The sequence below is a fragment of the Paenibacillus albicereus genome, assembly GCF_012676905.1.
GTDB classification, from domain to species: domain Bacteria; phylum Bacillota; class Bacilli; order Paenibacillales; family Paenibacillaceae; genus Paenibacillus_O; species Paenibacillus_O albicereus.
The window spans coordinates 4,127,607-4,143,555 of the sequence record NZ_CP051428.1 but is presented as its reverse complement, the minus strand read 5'-3'; the positions used below and the strand labels follow the sequence as shown (position 1 = coordinate 4,143,555).

Below are 15,949 nucleotides of genomic sequence, written 5' to 3'. Positions count from 1 at the left end.
ATTTCCAGCCGGGCGATCCGTTGATTGGATCGCTTGGGGCGAGGGTATTAACGCTTAAATCAAATTCGGTCGACAAGAGCCGTCTGAGGAGGATATGGAACATGGATTATTTGATTGGGATCAGCGTGTTGATCATCGCCGTTTCGATCGCGGTGCTCGTCGTTTATTTGGCTCAGACGCTCAAGAAGGTGCAGACGTCGCTGGACGCGGCGAGCGGAGCGATCCGCGAGGTCCAAGGAGCGGTGCAGGAGTGGAAAGGCGACGTCGATGAGCTCGTCGTCAGCGTGAAGGATCTGACCAAGCAGGTCAACCATCAGATCGACGCCGTCGATCCGCTGATGGCTTCGGTGCGCGAAGTCGGCACGACGGTCCATGAAGTCGCCGCCGCCGCCCGCGAGTTCTCGTCCGGCTGGACGAACCGCCTGCGCCGCAAGGCGCATGAGTCGGCCGTCGCGGCCGAGCTTGAGGACCAAGGCGTAAAGGCCAACCTGCCTGCCGCCGGCACCGACCCGCTCAGCGGCAGCGCTGCCGCTTACGCCGGCACGGCCGTGCCGCTGCGCTCCGGCGGCACCTCTGCCGGTCAAGCGCCGAAGAAGGTTCCGGTGCTGACCGAGGAAGCTTCCGGCTCCCCCGCCTGGCTCGGCTGGCTGGACGTCGGCATCCAGGCGGCGCGCCTGATCCGCTCGAGCCGCACCAAGGCTTGATTTGCAGGAGCCGCGCTGTCCGACGGCTGGACTTTGCTGGCAAGTTGTTTTAGGATAGAACCAATGTTTGGCGATAAAGGCAGGCAGGGGGGCCGTTTCGGCCGCCTTGCCTTTGCCGCGATTTCGGGGAGAATGAATCATCATGCGGATAGTAGTTGTCGACGATAACGCGATGAATATAACGGTCGTTCAGGAGATGCTCAAGCGAGCGGGCTATTGGGACGTGCGGGCCGCCTCCTCCGGCATGGAGCTGTTCGCCATGCTCGGATTGGAGGAGTCCGGGGCAGAGCCGGCCGAAGGAATTCCGACGCCGGACGTGGACCTCATCCTGCTGGACATGATGATGCCCCGTATCGACGGCATTGCGGCTTGCCAGGCGATCCAGGCGTCGGAGCGGCTCCGGGACATCCCGGTCATCATGGTGACGGCCATCGGAGATTCCAAGAAGCTCGCCGAGGCGCTTGACGCCGGCGCGATCGACTACGTGACCAAGCCGATCAACCGGATCGAGCTGCTGGCCCGCATCCGCGTGGCGCTGCGTCTCAAGCAGGAGAAGGATTGGCACCGCGAGCGCGATCGCCGCATCCGCGAGGAGCTGCAGCTGGCCAAGGAAGTGCAGTCGGCGGCTCTCCCGCCGAAGCTGGAGGAAGGCGGCATCGTCATCGATGCCATCTACCAGCCTTCGGAGGAGCTGTCGGGCGACCTGTATGCCTGGAACCGCATCGATGAGCACCGCTACGGCATCGCCATCATCGACGCGATGGGCCATGGCATCTCTTCGTCCCTGGTGTGCATGTTCATCGCGTCCGTGCTGAGGGACGCGATGGTGACCAAGGTCGAGCCGGTGCTTGTCATGGAGGAGCTCAACCGCCGCGCGCTGCAGCTGCAGTTCGCCGATCAGCTGATCCAGTATTATTTCACCGCGCTGTATATGGTCGTGGATCTTCGGAAAGGCACGGTCGAATACGTCAATGCGGGACATCCGCCGGGCCTTCTCGTGCGCGCGGGCGAAGACGGGGCGGCGGAGCCGCTATCCGGCGGCGGCATGGCGGTCGGGCTGTTCGAGGGCGTTTCCTTCGAGAAGCAGGTCGTGGAGGTGCGGCCGGGCGACCAGCTGCTGCTGTTCACCGACGGCTTGCTGGAGCTGGTGACCGGCCCGGAGGAGGGCCGGCTGGACATGCTGATGGAGCGCATGGCCGGAGAACTGCGCGCGAGCGGCTCGCTGCATGAGCTGCTGCTCGCCGAGGAAGGGCCTCGGCCGGATGACTGCTGCCTCGTGCAGATCGGCATCCGCTAGCGGATGCTCCGATCTGTCCCATTGCAGCCGTAGAATCAAGAAAGGCCTCGAGCTCTGCCATGCGGAGCTTGAGGCCTTTTTTAGTTGAGGGGAGCTTCCTGCGCCATGATCGTTCCAGAGCGTGAGCCCGGCGGATGCCACATCGGTTCGTGGAGACAGGCATGGCCGAGCAGCCGAACATGCGTGGGCTCGCGGCTGCGCGGCGCATCCGCTACATGAGGGAGTAGAAAGCGCCGCGGCCGAATGGCGGGAAACCCGGCCCGCCGGCCATCCGTTCGATTTAGGCTCGCCTGTCGCGGCGTCGCTCCCACGCCTGCCAGAGCCAGTAGACGAGCAGCGGCGTCGGCACCTGGATCAGCCCCCAGAGCCCCCAGAACCAGCGGCTGCGCCCGTGCCGGGTCGCATCGATGAACAGCCAGGTGCTCTGGGCGAGCAAGGCGGCGAAGATCGATATCCACACGTAAAGCGGGAGGCTGGTCAGCGCTTCCCAATCGGAGCGGTTCATGCGGCATCCCCTCCTCTCTCCGCAGGCTTCCCGGACCGCCGAGCTTCGAGCGGCCGCCGCAGCAGGCCCGCCAGCGCCACGAGCGCGAACGTGGCCGCCGTCAGAGCGAGCTGCGCCCCGACGTAATACGCCGGCGCCGCTCCGGCAGCCCAGATGCCCCCGGCGAGCACGACCGCCGCCGCCAGCCAGAAGCGCAGCAGATCGCGCAGCAGCCGCCGTCTCTGGCCGGCCTGGACCTCGCGGACGAGGGCGAGCATCTGCTGCGGATCGGGCTCCGCCTCCGACAGCGAATCGTCCATTTGCTTCAGCTCCAGCTGAAGCTGAAGCACGAACGCTTCCTGCGCCTGCTCATCGGAGCAGTCGGACTCGAGCCGCTGCGCGGCCGTCGGACCGGCATCCGCCTTATCCTCGCCAGGCTGTTTCGCCTCCGAGCGATCCCCGAGAGTCCGTCCGGCATCGGTCCTTGCTGCGCCAGGCTGTTCCGACTCCGCCTCCGACCGCGCTGCGCCGTTCCGACTTGCATTCGTCCGTTCCGCCTCCGGACGCTCCTTCTCCTTCATTCCACCGTCAGCTCCTTCCGCAGCTTGGCGAGTCCGTGATGGACCCGCGACTTGGCCGTGCCGGCGGCGACGCCGGACAGCTCTCCGATCTCCTCGTACGAATACCCGTAATAATGCTTCAGCAACACCGCTGCGCGCTGCTCATCCGGCAGGGAAGCGAGCGCCTCGAGCAGCTCCAGGCGCAGCTCCGGATGGCTTTGCGCCAGCTGCAGGCGCTCCGCTTCCGCGTAGGCGGACAGCTTCCGTCCCCGCCTCGCGGCCTTGCGCTTCTCATCGAGATAGACGCGGGTCGCGATCGCGAGGAGCCACGTCGAGAACGCGGACTCGCCCCGGAACCTGCGGATGCTCTCCACGGCACGGATCATCGTCTCCTGCGCGAGATCCTCCGCCAGCGGCTGGCTCAGGCACAGCTTGAGCAAGTAGTTCCGCAAGAAGCCGTACTGCTCCTGCAGCAGCGAGGCCATCGCCTCCGCATCGCCCCGAGCGGCTCGCCGAAGACGGGGGTCTTCCGCCCGACGCTTGCTCCATGCTCCGATCTTGACGGCTCCCGCCTCCTTTCCTTGTTGCCGCCGCGCCGAGCGCGGTCAGCCGAGCTTCTCGAGAAATTGGTGCCGCTTCGCCAGACGGCGAGCCGAGCGCAGCAGCAGCCAGGCGATCGCCGCCAAAGCCGCCCCCATCACCAGCATCGCTCCGCTGCCGAGCAGCAGCAGTCCCGTCGCTTGCCCTCCCGTCAGGGCGAGCACCGGCAGCACGAGGATGCCTCCGAGCTGGTACGCTTCCTGGAAGCCCTTGACCTTGGCGGATACGATCATCGTCGCCAGCACGATGACGGCCGTCAGCGCCGGCACGACGAGCCCCATCAGCGGCAGCCAGTTCCACGTCGGGAAGATCAGCCGTCCATAGATCGGGTAGGCGAGCGTGTTGACGACCGTCCCGTACAAGACGAAGCTGCCGAGCGTCAGGCCGAGGGCCGGCAGGAAGGCCGACAGCGCCTTGCCGATCAGCAGCTGGTTCATGGAGATCGGCGCGTACAGCAGCCCTTCCAGCGTCTTGCGCTCCTTTTCCCCGGCGAAGCTGTTGGCGGTGATGATGCTGGCGGCCATGACGGGGATGAGGAGGAACATCGGCGCGAGCAGGTAGGTCAGGCCGAAATAAAGCACCCGCTCGATGTCGCCCGGCAGCGTCGCGAGCTCCGCTTGAAGAGCGGGAGGGGCGGACGTACGCATGAGCTCCAGCACGAAGCCCATGTCGCCCATCCGCTCCAGCCCCTCGGGACCGGCGGGGAGGACGTAGAAGCGGACGAGCAGGACGAAGACCGCCGGCAGGATGCCGCCGAACATCAGCGGCACGATGAGCATCGGCAGCCACAGCTGCAGGCTCGCCTTGAGCGCGCGCATGTCCTTGAGGGCGATCGCCCATGTCGGTCCTGTGCGGCTGCGGCGCGAAGCATGGTCCGTTCTGTTCATCGTACCTCCTCCTTTCGGATCTGGAAATAGACCGACTCGAGATCGTCGTTCAGGATGCGCGCCTCGTACAGCCGGCTTTCCGCAGCGGCGCGGGCGATGAGCGCCGGCAGCTCGTCATAGGATGGCGCCTCGACGACGAAGCGGCCGTCCCGGCCCTGCCAGCCGTCCGCACGCAGCTCCACCCGCAGGCTGCGGATGTAGCGGGAGCGCAGCTGATCCAGCGTGCCTTCGGCTTTCTTGACCCCCTGCTCGAGAAAGATGTACCGGCTGCAGACGGTTTCAAGCTGGGCCAGCACATGGGAGCAGATGAGCACGGTCACGCCTTCCTGCTCGTTCAGGCGCCGCAGGTAGCGGAGCACGTCCCGCGTGCCGTCGGGATCGAGTCCGTTCGTCGGCTCGTCGAGCAACAGCGTCGACGGGCGATGCAGCATCGCGCGCGCAAGGCCGAGCCTTTTTTTCATGCCGGTGCTGTACGTTCCGGTCGCCCGATCGAGAAAGGCATGCAGAGACAGCACGTCGGCCAGCTCCTCGATGCGCTTGTCCGCCGGGATGCCGTACAGGTCCGCGTAGAAGCGCAGATTCGCCCTTCCCGTCATGTCCTCGTAGAGCCCCGGCTGCTCCGTCAGCGTGCCGCAGCGCCGCCTCACTTCGTCTCCATCCTGCAGCGGAGTGAGCCCGTCCACGGAAATCGAGCCTTCGTCCGGCAGCAGCAAGCCATTCAGCAGCCGGATGAGCGTCGTCTTGCCGGCGCCGTTCGGCCCGATCAAGCCGGTGATCGAACCGGGCTCGATCTGCGCGCTGAATCCTTGCAGCGCCGTCTTTTCTCCGAATCGTTTCGTCACGTTGTCGAACCGGATCATGTTTGCATCGCCCCCTGTCTTTATTCTGCCTATAAGTCGTCGGAGGGAGCCGAATCGTTCAACGCGAGGGCACTTTTTTTAAAAAACCTTCGGCGGAACCGGCATGAATGAAAACAGCCGACGCGCGGGAGGGAACCTCTCGCGATCGTCGGCATGAAGGGGAGTGGAGATCCGATGCAGTCAGGATGGCGGCGGCTCCGCAGAGCCGCCGTCTTGGCCGGGATATGGCCGCCGGCTGCGGCTGCCGACGGCGGCTGCCGGCGGACGCTTGGCCTTGGCCGGCCGCGAGCGCATCGGCGCCGCTGCGGCGGACTGCGGGGCGGCCTGGCTCTCGCGCCTCCGGCTGCGCTTGCGCGATTCGGCGCGATCGGTCAGCAGGTCGCCCGTCCAGCCTTTGGACCAGAGCCAGGCGTACAGGGCGGCGGCGAACAGCACGACGGAGGCGCACAGGATCGGAAAGCCCCAGCGGCTGTCGATGCCCGGCAGATAGCGGAAGTTCACGCCCCACAGCGTGCCGGCGATCGTCGGCGGCACGAACAGCGCGGTAAAGATCGTCAGCGTCTTCATGATGTCGTTGCCGCGAAAGCTGGCGATGGCGTCGTCCATGGCGATGAGCGTGTCGATCTCCGACGTGTAGCGGGTCAGCAGGGAGTCGATGCGTTCGAGCTTGTAGCCGAGGCGCTGGAACTCCGGCGTCTCGAGCACGGTGTCCACGTAGGCTTCCTTGAAGGAATCCTGCACCTCGCGGATCGGCAGGAACAGGTGCGTCCAGTGCAGCAGCTCGTGGCGGCGCTCGAAAATGACGGGCAGCAGGGCGGTGCGGTTGCGGCTATGCACCGCTCGCTCCAGCTCCGTGAGCCGGCTCTCGTACTCGTCGAGGCCGCCATGGAACACCTCCAGCAGCGCGCCGAGCAGCACGAGGAACGCCTCGCGCGCGCCCGGGCTGCCTTCCATCCATTCGGACCAGGATCCGGCCTGCAGCTTCAGCGGCAAGCAAGGGTCCTCATGCCAGGTGACGAGCCGGGAGCCGCACAGCCAGTAATGCAGCGGCTGCAGCTCCGTCCTGCGCGCGTCGGCCTGAACCATGAGGGTGCCGGACAGCAGCGGCTGCTGCCGCTCGTCCAGGCTGAAATGCACCTCGTTGCGGCGGCGGCCCTCCGTCTCGCGAAGCCACGGAGAGCAGAAGGGCAGCTCGGCGACGAGCGCCCGGAGCTGCTCGTCCCGCTGCTCGGCGATCCGCACAGCCAGCCATGCGGCCTGCCCCTTCGCCGGATCGGATGGGCGGCGCCCGCCGCTTGCCGCGCGCGACAGGACAGGGTGCGCCTCCTCGTCCGGGAGGACGGAGCGGGAGCGGACGTCGTCCTGGATGACATGCCATTCCCATCCGGCCTTGTAGTTCAGCTGGCGATGAATCATCGGCTTCGTCCTCCTCCCGCGCGTGGCGTCGATCTTTCCATCATACCCCGAAGCGGCTGCGCTTAACAACCGGCTCCGGTACCGCAAGACGGCGGCCAGGGCGTCCTGCGTCGCCGAGCCAGGGCGTCCTGCGTCGCCAAGCCAGGGCGTCCTGCGTCGCCAAGCCAGGGCGTCCTGCGTCGCCGAGCCAGGGCGTCCTGCGTCGCAAGCGCGGCGCCTGTGACAGCGCCAAAAAAGCCGCATCCGAAGTGCCGGATGCGGCCTTTTGCCGTCAGGACGTCACGCCTCGTCGTACGGCTGCCCGTCCTCGGACAGCAGCCGCTTGAGCTTCTCGATGGCGCGGCGCTGGATGCGCGAGATGCTCATCTGCGAGACGCCGAGCCGATCGGCGATCAATCTCTGCGGGATGCCTTCCTCGAAGGCGAGCTGCAGCACCTGCTGCTCCTCGGGCTTGAGCTGCTCGAGCGCGGTCTGCAGGTCCATCTTCTTGTCCACGGTGTCGAAGTCGTCCGCCTGCGAGCCGATGAGCTCGCCGAGCGTCGTCGTGCTCTCATCCTCCGAGATCGGGGTGTCGAGGGAGATATAATGATATAAGTCCCGGCCGCCGAGAATTTCCAGCGTCTCCTCGACGGTAAGGTCCATGCGCTCGGCGATCTCCTCCATCCGGGGGGAACGCTCCAGCTGCACGGTCAGCTCGTCGATCGCTTGCTGCACCGCGATGCCTTTTTCCTTGATGCGCCGCGGAACCTGGATGTACCAGGATTTGTCCCGCAGGTAGTTCTTCATATGGCCGATGATGCTCTTCATCGCGTACGGCTCGAACTGCACGCCCATCGAGGCGTCGAACTGGGCGAACAGCCGCAGCAGCGCCATCTGGCCGACCTGATACAGATCCTCGTACAGATCGGGGCGGTTGCGGGCGATCTTGCCGGCCGCCATCTTGACCATCGGCTCGTAATGCAGGATGAGCTGCGTCGCAAGATCGTTGTTCGGATTGTTCTGATACTCCAGAATCAGGGCTGTTCCTGCCTGCGGAGAAGGGCTGGCCGGTTGCATGCTCATGCCATCTCCCCACTTTTTACCAGACGTTTGGTAAGCACGACCTCCGTCCCTTTTTCGCTCCGCACTTCGACTTCGTCCATAAGAGCTTGCATCAGGTAAAGGCCGAGACCTCCCGCTTGAATGTCATGAATGGACTTGCCGTGGAGCGGCTCGGCCTTTTGGGCCACGGACGCGGCGTCGAAGCTGTCCCCTTCGTCCCGGACGACGATCGACAGCGCATCGCCGGCGCGTACGAAGCTTACTTCCATCTCGCCGGCCGGCTCGCTGTCGGCGCGCCCCGCATAGGCGTACAGCACAGCATTGTTGCACGCCTCCGATACGGCGACTTTCATGTCCTCGATCTCCTCGTACGTAAAGCCGACCTTCGTGGCGACTCCGTAAAGCGTCAGCCGGATCAGGTCCAGATAGTCGGATTTGGCCGGCAGGCGCAGCGTGATTCGTTCTTCAGCAGTCATGGTTGATTCGGTCCTTTCTGGGCGCCGGAGGCTTCAGGATTTGGTAAGGAAGGAGGTGATTCCGGTCATGTCGAACAGCTTGCGGATGCCGGGCGGGATGGCCTCGACTTCGAAGGGGGCATTTTTCGCGTGACGGGCTTTCAGGACGGAAACGAAAATGCCGATTCCGGTGCTGTCGATATATTTGAGGTCGCGCAGGTTCAGGATCAACTCGCGGTCCGTCAGCTCCATAAGGGGCGCCATCGCGGCGCGCAGCTGGGACGCGGAGTCGAGATCGAGCTCTCCGCTCAGGTAGACGATGCAACGGCCTTCCTGAGTCTCGGTGCGTAGTTGAAACTTCTCATTCTGGTTCATAGATCCCTCTCCTGGTTCATGAGTGATAAGGTCTTCTTCTTTATAGATAAAGCTCATAGCAAGATAATAACCGATTCTCGGAGGAATGAAACGGGATATCCTTGGGAAAATCGTCCTTTTTTTGCGGGAACAGCGGTTTTTGTTCCGCGCGGCGGGGTTAATACAGCAATAAGCAGAGCCAAACCAAAGGAGGTCCTCATCCATGGACAATCGGAACGTGCAAGTCGAGGAAAGACATGTAGAGCACAAATCGGACTCCAGCCTGGTCGCATCTACGTTCATTAAATACGCCGCATACATCATCATCTTCTTCGGCGCCCTGTACTTCCTCATCAAATATATCATCCCCATGTTCTAGCGCCGGCATCCAGCTCTGGAGCTGACGCCGCTCGAGGATGAAGGAACGGTGCGAAGGGCAGTCTAGCTTGCAAAAGGAGGAGATCGAAATGAGCAGAACCATCGGGATTTTCGACAATCAGGAGCAGGCGGTCAAGGCCGTGCAGGCGCTGCGCGACGGCGGCTATGCCGCGGACGAGATCAAGGTCGTCGGACGCGACCGCGACGCGGTGAGGTTCGTCGAAGCGGATACGGACGTGCATGCCGACGAGCTGCAGGAGATTCGGGATGCACGCGGCGGCGAAGGGCCCGGCGTGCCGGGAGCGTTCGTCGTAGGCGCAGCCCCGCTCGGCGGCGGCACGCTGTCCGGCACGGGCGTCGCCCCGTATCTGGGAGGCGCCTACCCCGCTGTCGCCGGCGGCCTCATCGACGACGGCGATACCCCGTTCGAAAACATCTTCAAGGATTTCGGCCTCGGCGAAAGCGAAGCGGAAGCTTGCCGCGACGCCGTCTCCGAAGGACGCATCGTCATCATCGCGGACCGCGACGACGATGCGGATGGGCGCTACGTGGCCGACGGCCCGACGGATGCCGCCCTCGGCGAAGCCGAGACGCTGCTCCGGGCGAACGGAGCGGTCAAGATTCTTTAAGGCAGCAGCTTATAAGCGGGACGAAGCGGAGAACCTTTCCGCTTCGTCCCGCTTTGCGTTTTTTCGCGGCGTCTTCAACAGACAGAATCCCCTGAAAAACGGTCATTGACTGACTTATACTTTAGAAGTAAGATATACTTCTGTCAAGAACATGAGAAGGAAAGAGGGGATTGTCCTTGAGCAAGTCCATGCCGGCTGCCGGCGCCCCAAGCGCCGCCGCGGCTACCGTCCGCAAAGGGCCGATCGTCGCCGCGCTCATCATCGGAGCCTTCGTCTCGCTCCTCAACCAGACGCTCATCAACGTCGCGCTGCCGACGATCTCGGCCGATCTGTCGATCGAGCCGAGCACGGCCCAATGGCTGACGACGGGTTTCATGCTCGTCAACGGCATCCTCGTGCCGCTCAGCGCTTATCTCGTCGGGCGCTTCACGACGCGCCTGCTGTTTCTCGTTTCCATGATCCTATTCTCCATCGGCACCGTCATCTGCGCTCTCTCCGGGCAGTTTCCCGTCCTGATGGCCGGCCGGATCGTCCAGGCCGCCGGAGCGGGCGTGCTCATGCCGCTCATGAACGTCATCTTCCTGACGATCTTCCCGGTGGAGAAGCGCGGTCAGGCGATGGGCCTCATGGGCATCGCGATGATTTTCGCGCCGGCTGTCGGACCGACGCTGTCGGGCTGGGTCGTGCAGCATTACGACTGGCAGGTGCTGTTCTACATCGTGCTGCCCATCGCCATCGCCTCGCTGCTGCTTGGAGCCTTCACGATGAAAAACGTGCTGCCGCGCCGCGAGGTGAAGCTCGATTACCTGGGCGTCGTGCTGTCCACGCTCGGATTCGGCGGCCTGCTGTACGGCTTCAGCGAAGCCGGCACCAAGGGTTGGGACAGCACGCTCGTGCTGGCCATGCTGGCGATCGGCGCTGTCAGCCTCATCCTGCTCGTCGTGCGCCAGCTGTCGATCAAGACGCCGATCCTGGAGTTCCGCGTTTTCAAATTCAACATGTACGCCCTGACGACAGTCATCAACATCCTCGTCACGATGTCGATGTTCGGCGCAATGATCCTGCTGCCGCTCTACCTGCAGAACATCCTCGGCTTCACGCCGATCAAGGCCGGGCTGCTGCTGCTGCCGGGCGCGATCCTCATGGGCATCATGAGCCCGATCACGGGCATGATCTTCGACCGCGTCGGCGCCCGCTGGCTCGCCGTCGCGGGCCTCATTATCACGGTCGTCACGACGTTCGAGTTCAGCCGGCTCACGGACTCGACGTCCTATCAAGCGCTGATCCTGCTGTACACGGCTCGGATGTTCGGCATGTCGCTGCTCATGATGCCGATCATGACGGCAGGGCTCAACCAGCTGCCGCGCGAGCTGCTCGCCCACGGCACGGCGATGTCCAACACGCTGCGCACCGTCGGCGGCGCGCTCGGCACGGCGCTGCTCGTATCGATCATGAGCAGCCAGGCCAAGCAGCAGGGAGCGGACATGATCCGCGAGGCGGGCATCGACCCGAGCGACGCGGCCAACCAGGCGGCGGTCGCGCATATCACCCAGGAGGCGTACATCCACGGCATCAATTCGGCCTTCCTGCTGGCCGCTTGGATTTCCGTCGCGGCGCTGGCGCTGGCGTTCTTCATTCGCAAGACGTCTCCGCAGGAAGCCGTCGTGCAGCCGGTTCCGGCCGCTGCGGCCGCCGCTTCGTCTGCGGCGAAAGGCAAGCTGGAAGGATAGGGCTCTCTCGACGTGCAAAGGCCCGCGCATACGCGCGGGCCTTTTGACATGGCTGCTGCCTCTATTGAAGGGAAGGACGCGACAGCCCGACGATGCTCTCCATCGGATGCGACTCGCCTCGGATCAGGTCGCGCAGCAGATGCGCCGCCATCATGCTGTAGACGGTGCCGTTGCCGCCGTAGCCGAGGCAATAGTAGACGCCGTCCCGCTCCGGATCGCGGCCGATGAACGGCAGGTTGTCCCTCGATTCGCCGAAGGCGGCGCTCCATTCGTACTCCAGCTCGCTGTCCAGCATCGGAAACAGCTCCGCCAGCTGCCGCGACAGCTTGGCGATGCGCTTTTGGCGGGCCGCTTCGCCTTGGACGGGATCGGGCCGCTCCTCGTCGAGGCCGCCGATGACGATCCTGCCGTCGATCGTCGTGCGCAGGTACAGATACGGCCGGGCCGTCTCCCACAGCATCATACTTTCATGCCACGGCGCCAGCGACTGCTGCATGCGCGTCACGCCGGCAAAGGAGCGGTTGATCGCGGCTTTGATGAGCTGCCCGCGCAGCTCCTCCGGCTCGTAGCCCACGGCATAAATGACATGCTTCGCTTCGATTCTCGCGCCGTCCGCCGTCTCCAGCACCTGCTTGCCGCCTATCGAGCGGTGGAGCGCGATTTCCGTCCGCTCCCGAATGAGCAGTCCCGCCTCCGATGCCGCATCGGCCATCGCCTGCACGAACTGGAACGGATTCACCTCCGCATCGCCGGCCGTGACGATGGCGCCCGGCTTGGAGAACGGGAAGCGCGAGGCGATGTCTTCGGCTTCCCAATAATGGACGGGGAACCCGTGCTCCCGCAGCGCCTCGTACTCCTTGCGGAGCTGGGGAAGGTCCTGCTCGGTGCTGGCGTAATAAAGGCTGCTCCGGCGGCGGAAGCCGATCTCGCCGGGCAGGGTGGCAGCCGTCAGCGCCAGCTGCTCGACGGCATGCAGGCATTCGCGGTAGAAGCGCACCGCATCGGTTCGGCCGATCTGCTCGATCAGCTCCGTGAGCATGACGTCGTTGGAAAATTGCAGCAGGCCCGTATTGGCCGACGTGCTCGCCCCGGCTACCGCGTCGCGCTCCAGCACGCAGGCGGAAATGCCGCTGCGCGCAAGGACGAGGCCGCAGCAGATGCCGGACATCCCGCCGCCGATGATGGCCACTTCGACTTGCTGCTTTCCGGTCAGAGCGGGGTAGGACTTCACATGCGTCATCGTCAGCGGCCAGTACAGCTTGCCGGCATGGTGGTCGTTCATAGACAGATCATCTCCTGCTGATAATATGGCCCAGGCGGCGAAGCGGCTATGCGCGTGCCCGTGCGCGAGCCTTCCCCGGCAGGGGAGCGGGAACGCGGCAAAAGCCCCGCCCTCATCCTCGAGAGATGGGGGCGGGGCTTGGGAGGCCGGCTGCCTACTCCTGAACCGGATCGGGCACGAGCCCTTCCTCTTCCAGCTCGGCATTGGTGCGCACGCGCTCCATGTCGTTGCCCAGCCGTTTCATGTCCTCCACGTCCTGGACCATCGACCCGTTTTCGGCTTCGCCGATGTCCCGGTGGGAAGCGCCGGCCTGTCCGCCGCGGATCGGCGGGTCGTCCTTCGGATCAGGGCTGCTCATCGGAATCGCTCCTTTAGTTGGAGAAGGTGGCTCCGCTGTTGCCGTTCTTGAACACGTTGGCGGAAGCCTGCGCGTCCTTCTTGTTCGCATCGGCTTCTTCCTTGATGTTGTCGATGTGGCGGTTCGCTTCGGAAGACACCTGCTGGGCGTGATCCTTCACGTCCGCGATCGCGTCCTTCGTCTCGGACATCGCTGTAGCCGCCGTTTCCTTGATGGCGTCCTGCTGGACGAGCGCGGCTTCCTTCGCCTTGACGGCGAGCTCCTGCACCTTGGTGCCGAGCGCGGATGCCTTTTCGCCGGCTACGGCTGCCGTCGACTTGGCCTGCTCTGCGAGCAGAGCCCCTTGCTTCTTGGCGTATTCGGCCGCGTCCGTGGACTTGCGGGCGAGATCGGAGCGAAGCTCCCTGCCCGATTTCGGTGCGAACAGAAGGGCGGCAGCCGCGCCGATCGCGCCTCCGATCAGAATGCCTTTCGTTACGCCTCCGCCATTAACGGTTTCCTTTGCCATATCCGTTCATCTCCTTTAATTCGTCGTTGAGGATAGATAACCGCTATTCGCACGGTTGAAACGAGCGCGGTGGTGCTTGGACGAAGCGGACTGGTATAATGGAATGCCGGCCGCTTCGGACGTCACGCGTCCAAGGCGGCGGGAATAGAACGATAGAATCAGCACGATCAGCACGATCAGCACGATCGACGAAAGGAAGCTTGACGCAGATGGACTATATGCAACAGCATCGTCCCGGCGTGCCGCTGTCCGGCACGACGCGAGGACCATGGGCTGAAAACATCCATACCGGCCGCATCGCGGTCGTGGACGCTTCGGGCCGCCTGCTGGCCGCCGCTGGCGATGCCGACGCCGAGGCGTTCATGCGCTCGACCGCCAAGCCGGTGCAGGCGGCCCCGGCCGTCGCAGCGGGCCTCATGGAGCGCTTCGGGCTGCCGGAGGAGGCGATCGCCCTCCTGTCGGCCTCGCATCGCGGAGCGCCGGAGCACATCGCGCTGCTGGAGCGCATGCTGGAGCTTACGGGCGTGCGCGAGGAGCAGCTCGCGTTCCACGACGATCTGCCGCTCGGACGGCAGGAGCGCGACCAGGCGATGCGGGCCGGGGCTTCGCCGCGCAAGCTTTATCATACGTGCTCCGGCAAGCATGTCGGCATGCTGGCCTACTGCCGGATGATGGGCTGGCCGCTCGAAGGCTATACGGAGCCGGAGCATCCGCTGCAGCGGCGGATGCTGGAGGCGGTCGCCGCCTTTGCGGATCTAGAGCCGGAGGAGATCGGCCGCGCGGTCGACGGCTGCGGCCTGCCGGTATTCCGGCTGCCTCTCGAGGCGATGGCGCTGACCTACGCGCGGCTCGCGCTTCCGGAGGCCGCTGTGTCGGACGACGATGCGCTGTCCGCCGCCAGGCGCGTGGCGGCGGCGATGCTGGCGCATCCGGCCCTCGTCGAAGGCGAGGGCCGGCTCGCGAGCGTGCTGCTGGAGCACGGCATCCTCGCCAAAAGCGGCGCGCAAGGGATGTTCGCGCTGGCCGTGCCGCAAGCCGGGATCGGCGCGGCGATCCAGGTCGACGACGGCGGCGAGTCCGCCTGGCCCGTCATCGCGGCAGAGCTGCTCGACCAGCTGCGCGTCGGGCTGGACCTGGCAGGCGTCCACCCGGAGGATCGGATCGGCCTGGAGAGGCTGCTGTCCGACGCGGCCGAGGGCGTGCGGGCCCAGTTCCCGGAACGGATGGTCAGCTCGACGGGCGCCGAGACCGGCTTTCTGCGGCCGGCCTTCCAGCTCGAGTGGCGCTAGGAGGAGGCAAAGAAAGGCTGTCCCGTCGGGACAGCCTTTCTTTGCGCGGAGGGCCGGTCGAAAGGCCCTCCCTTCGCAGCCGCTGGCCGGACTTCAGGAGCCCCATACCGAACGGCGGTACTCGCTCGGCGACTCGCCGTAGAAGCGTCGGAATTGCCGGGAGAAATAAAGCGCGTCCTGCAGCCCGACGGAGGAGGCCACCTGCTCGACCGTCAGGTCCTTGCGCTCGCGCAGCATGAGCCGGCCCTTGTCGATGCGCAGCCGCAGCAGGTAGGAGACCGGCGTCGAGCCGGTCGAGCGCTTGAAGACGCGGGACAGGTACGCCCGGCTGTAGCCGAGCGACTCCGCGATGCCTTCCATCGTCACGGGCTCCGCGTACTGCGTCGACAGCAGCCTCAGCAGCGCGCGCACGAGCGAGTTGTCCTCCGCGCCGTCCGCAGCCTCGCCCGGTTCCTCGCGGCGCGCGCAGGCGCGGGCGATCTCGCCGAGCGCCAGCTGCAGGCCGCCGGCCGCAGCGAGCTGCGCGCCCGCCGGCTGGCGCAGGGCATCCATCGCCAGGCGCAGGGCAGCGGCCGGCCGGCGGCTGCGTCCCGTGTCGGCGACGCTGCGTCCGCCGCCGAAGGCGGATGCGGCCTCCTGCGCCCAAGGGCCGCGAAAGGCGATCCAGCGGTACGCCCACGGGTCGACGCGGTCGGCCTCGTAAGAGACGAGCTGCTCCGGCTCGATCAGGAACGACTCGCCCGGGCCGAGCTCATGCTCGGCGCCGCCGCTGGAGAAGCGGCCGCGGCCGGACAGCACGTAGTGGAGCAGGTAGAAGTCGTACACCTTCGGCCCGAGCCGGTGGCCCGGCCTCGTCTGGCTTTCCCCGGCGAACAGGACTTCGAGCGGCTGCCCGGACCCGGCCTCCGCGCCGGACACGACCCGATAGTAGAACGGCTTCACGGCGATCGCCTCCTTTTCTATAGGCATTGTATCCAAGACGGGTGGACTTGAACAGAAGAAGTCACATTTATCCATGGCCAGTTCACATGCTCCCATTCCGTGCGAGCGTAGCCGGACGTATACTGAAGGCAAGAAAGAAGCGCGGCGTCAAGCCGGGGCGAGGCGGACCCGAATC

The 15,949-nt window shown here is 65.2% G+C and carries 19 protein-coding genes; 6 read left to right on the top strand and 13 right to left on the bottom strand.

Features of this window, described 5'->3' with window-relative positions; translation table 11 throughout:
- The first annotated feature begins 101 nt into the window (after nucleotides 1-101).
- Together HGI30_RS18715 and HGI30_RS18710 are read left to right on the top strand one after the other, a co-directional pair.
- A complete protein-coding gene (locus HGI30_RS18715; RefSeq protein WP_168908939.1) occupies nucleotides 102-704 on the top strand; it encodes a DUF948 domain-containing protein in 603 nt (200 codons plus the stop codon).
- 142 nt (nucleotides 705-846) lie between these two features.
- Nucleotides 847-2,001 (top strand): PP2C family protein-serine/threonine phosphatase, encoded by a 1,155-nt coding sequence (locus HGI30_RS18710; protein ID WP_168908938.1) that lies wholly within the window; start codon nucleotides 847-849, stop codon nucleotides 1,999-2,001.
- A gap of 280 nt (nucleotides 2,002-2,281) precedes the next feature.
- Here HGI30_RS18710 and HGI30_RS18705 read toward each other — a convergent pair whose 3' ends face one another.
- The 9 genes from HGI30_RS18705 to HGI30_RS18665 all read right to left on the bottom strand — a co-directional run bounded on the left by HGI30_RS18705 (nucleotide 2,282) and on the right by HGI30_RS18665 (nucleotide 8,679).
- Nucleotides 2,282-2,506 (bottom strand): hypothetical protein, encoded by a 225-nt coding sequence (locus HGI30_RS18705; RefSeq protein WP_168908937.1) that lies wholly within the window; start codon nucleotides 2,504-2,506, stop codon nucleotides 2,282-2,284.
- Nucleotides 2,503-3,066 carry a DUF5345 family protein gene (locus HGI30_RS18700; protein WP_168908936.1) on the bottom strand — a complete coding sequence of 188 codons (564 nt, stop codon included), beginning with the start codon at nucleotides 3,064-3,066 and terminating at the stop codon, nucleotides 2,503-2,505. The genes HGI30_RS18705 and HGI30_RS18700 overlap by 4 nt, the downstream gene beginning before the upstream one ends.
- Entirely contained in the window at nucleotides 3,063-3,602 is a 540-nt protein-coding gene (locus HGI30_RS18695) for a sigma-70 family RNA polymerase sigma factor (protein ID WP_328805289.1), read from the bottom strand. Before HGI30_RS18695 ends, HGI30_RS18700 begins: the two co-directional genes overlap by 4 nt.
- 48 nt (nucleotides 3,603-3,650) lie before the next feature.
- Entirely contained in the window at nucleotides 3,651-4,532 is an 882-nt protein-coding gene (locus HGI30_RS18690) for an ABC transporter permease subunit (protein ID WP_168908934.1), read from the bottom strand.
- On the bottom strand, nucleotides 4,529-5,392 hold the full coding sequence (locus tag HGI30_RS18685; protein WP_168908933.1) for an ABC transporter ATP-binding protein: 864 nt from the start codon (nucleotides 5,390-5,392) through the stop codon (nucleotides 4,529-4,531). Before HGI30_RS18685 ends, HGI30_RS18690 begins: the two co-directional genes overlap by 4 nt.
- 180 nt (nucleotides 5,393-5,572) lie before the next feature.
- On the bottom strand, nucleotides 5,573-6,808 hold the full coding sequence (locus HGI30_RS18680) for a magnesium transporter CorA family protein (RefSeq protein ID WP_168908932.1): 1,236 nt from the start codon (nucleotides 6,806-6,808) through the stop codon (nucleotides 5,573-5,575).
- Nucleotides 6,809-7,087: 279 nt separating this feature from the next.
- Entirely contained in the window at nucleotides 7,088-7,870 is a 783-nt protein-coding gene (locus HGI30_RS18675; protein ID WP_168908931.1) for a sigma-70 family RNA polymerase sigma factor, read from the bottom strand.
- Complete coding sequence (rsbW, locus tag HGI30_RS18670) at nucleotides 7,867-8,325, bottom strand: anti-sigma B factor RsbW (RefSeq protein WP_168908930.1); 459 nt, start codon at nucleotides 8,323-8,325, stop codon at nucleotides 7,867-7,869. Before rsbW ends, HGI30_RS18675 begins: the two co-directional genes overlap by 4 nt.
- 33 nt (nucleotides 8,326-8,358) lie before the next feature.
- Complete coding sequence (locus HGI30_RS18665; RefSeq protein ID WP_028600769.1) at nucleotides 8,359-8,679, bottom strand: STAS domain-containing protein; 321 nt, start codon at nucleotides 8,677-8,679, stop codon at nucleotides 8,359-8,361.
- Nucleotides 8,680-8,881: 202 nt separating this feature from the next.
- On the opposite strand from HGI30_RS18665, the gene HGI30_RS18660 reads away from it, so the two are divergent.
- From HGI30_RS18660 to HGI30_RS18650, 3 genes are all read left to right on the top strand, one after another.
- Nucleotides 8,882-9,037 carry a hypothetical protein gene (locus tag HGI30_RS18660; protein ID WP_168908929.1) on the top strand — a complete coding sequence of 52 codons (156 nt, stop codon included), beginning with the start codon at nucleotides 8,882-8,884 and terminating at the stop codon, nucleotides 9,035-9,037.
- An 88-nt stretch (nucleotides 9,038-9,125) separates the two neighbouring features.
- Complete coding sequence (locus HGI30_RS18655) at nucleotides 9,126-9,665, top strand: general stress protein (protein ID WP_168908928.1); 540 nt, start codon at nucleotides 9,126-9,128, stop codon at nucleotides 9,663-9,665.
- A 188-nt stretch (nucleotides 9,666-9,853) separates the two neighbouring features.
- Nucleotides 9,854-11,395: a DHA2 family efflux MFS transporter permease subunit gene (locus HGI30_RS18650; RefSeq protein ID WP_168909967.1), complete on the top strand. Its 1,542-nt coding sequence runs from the start codon at nucleotides 9,854-9,856 to the stop codon at nucleotides 11,393-11,395.
- Nucleotides 11,396-11,456: 61 nt separating this feature from the next.
- Here the strand turns inward: HGI30_RS18650 and HGI30_RS18645 are convergent, their stop codons facing one another.
- The 3 genes from HGI30_RS18645 to HGI30_RS18635 form a co-directional block, all read right to left on the bottom strand.
- The gene (locus HGI30_RS18645; protein ID WP_168908927.1) at nucleotides 11,457-12,677 is read right to left on the bottom strand and encodes an NAD(P)/FAD-dependent oxidoreductase; all 1,221 of its coding nucleotides are present in this window, start codon (nucleotides 12,675-12,677) and stop codon (nucleotides 11,457-11,459) included.
- 154 nt (nucleotides 12,678-12,831) lie between these two features.
- Nucleotides 12,832-13,035, bottom strand: a complete 204-nt coding sequence (locus HGI30_RS18640) for a hypothetical protein (protein ID WP_168905842.1) — start codon at nucleotides 13,033-13,035, stop codon at nucleotides 12,832-12,834.
- A 13-nt stretch (nucleotides 13,036-13,048) separates the two neighbouring features.
- Complete coding sequence (locus tag HGI30_RS18635; RefSeq protein WP_168908926.1) at nucleotides 13,049-13,543, bottom strand: YtxH domain-containing protein; 495 nt, start codon at nucleotides 13,541-13,543, stop codon at nucleotides 13,049-13,051.
- A gap of 209 nt (nucleotides 13,544-13,752) precedes the next feature.
- On the opposite strand from HGI30_RS18635, the gene HGI30_RS18630 reads away from it, so the two are divergent.
- Complete coding sequence (locus HGI30_RS18630; RefSeq protein WP_168908925.1) at nucleotides 13,753-14,832, top strand: asparaginase; 1,080 nt, start codon at nucleotides 13,753-13,755, stop codon at nucleotides 14,830-14,832.
- A gap of 93 nt (nucleotides 14,833-14,925) precedes the next feature.
- Here HGI30_RS18630 and HGI30_RS18625 read toward each other — a convergent pair whose 3' ends face one another.
- Nucleotides 14,926-15,774, bottom strand: a complete 849-nt coding sequence (locus HGI30_RS18625; RefSeq protein WP_235680188.1) for an AraC family transcriptional regulator — start codon at nucleotides 15,772-15,774, stop codon at nucleotides 14,926-14,928.
- Between the last annotated feature and the right edge of the window lie 175 nt (nucleotides 15,775-15,949).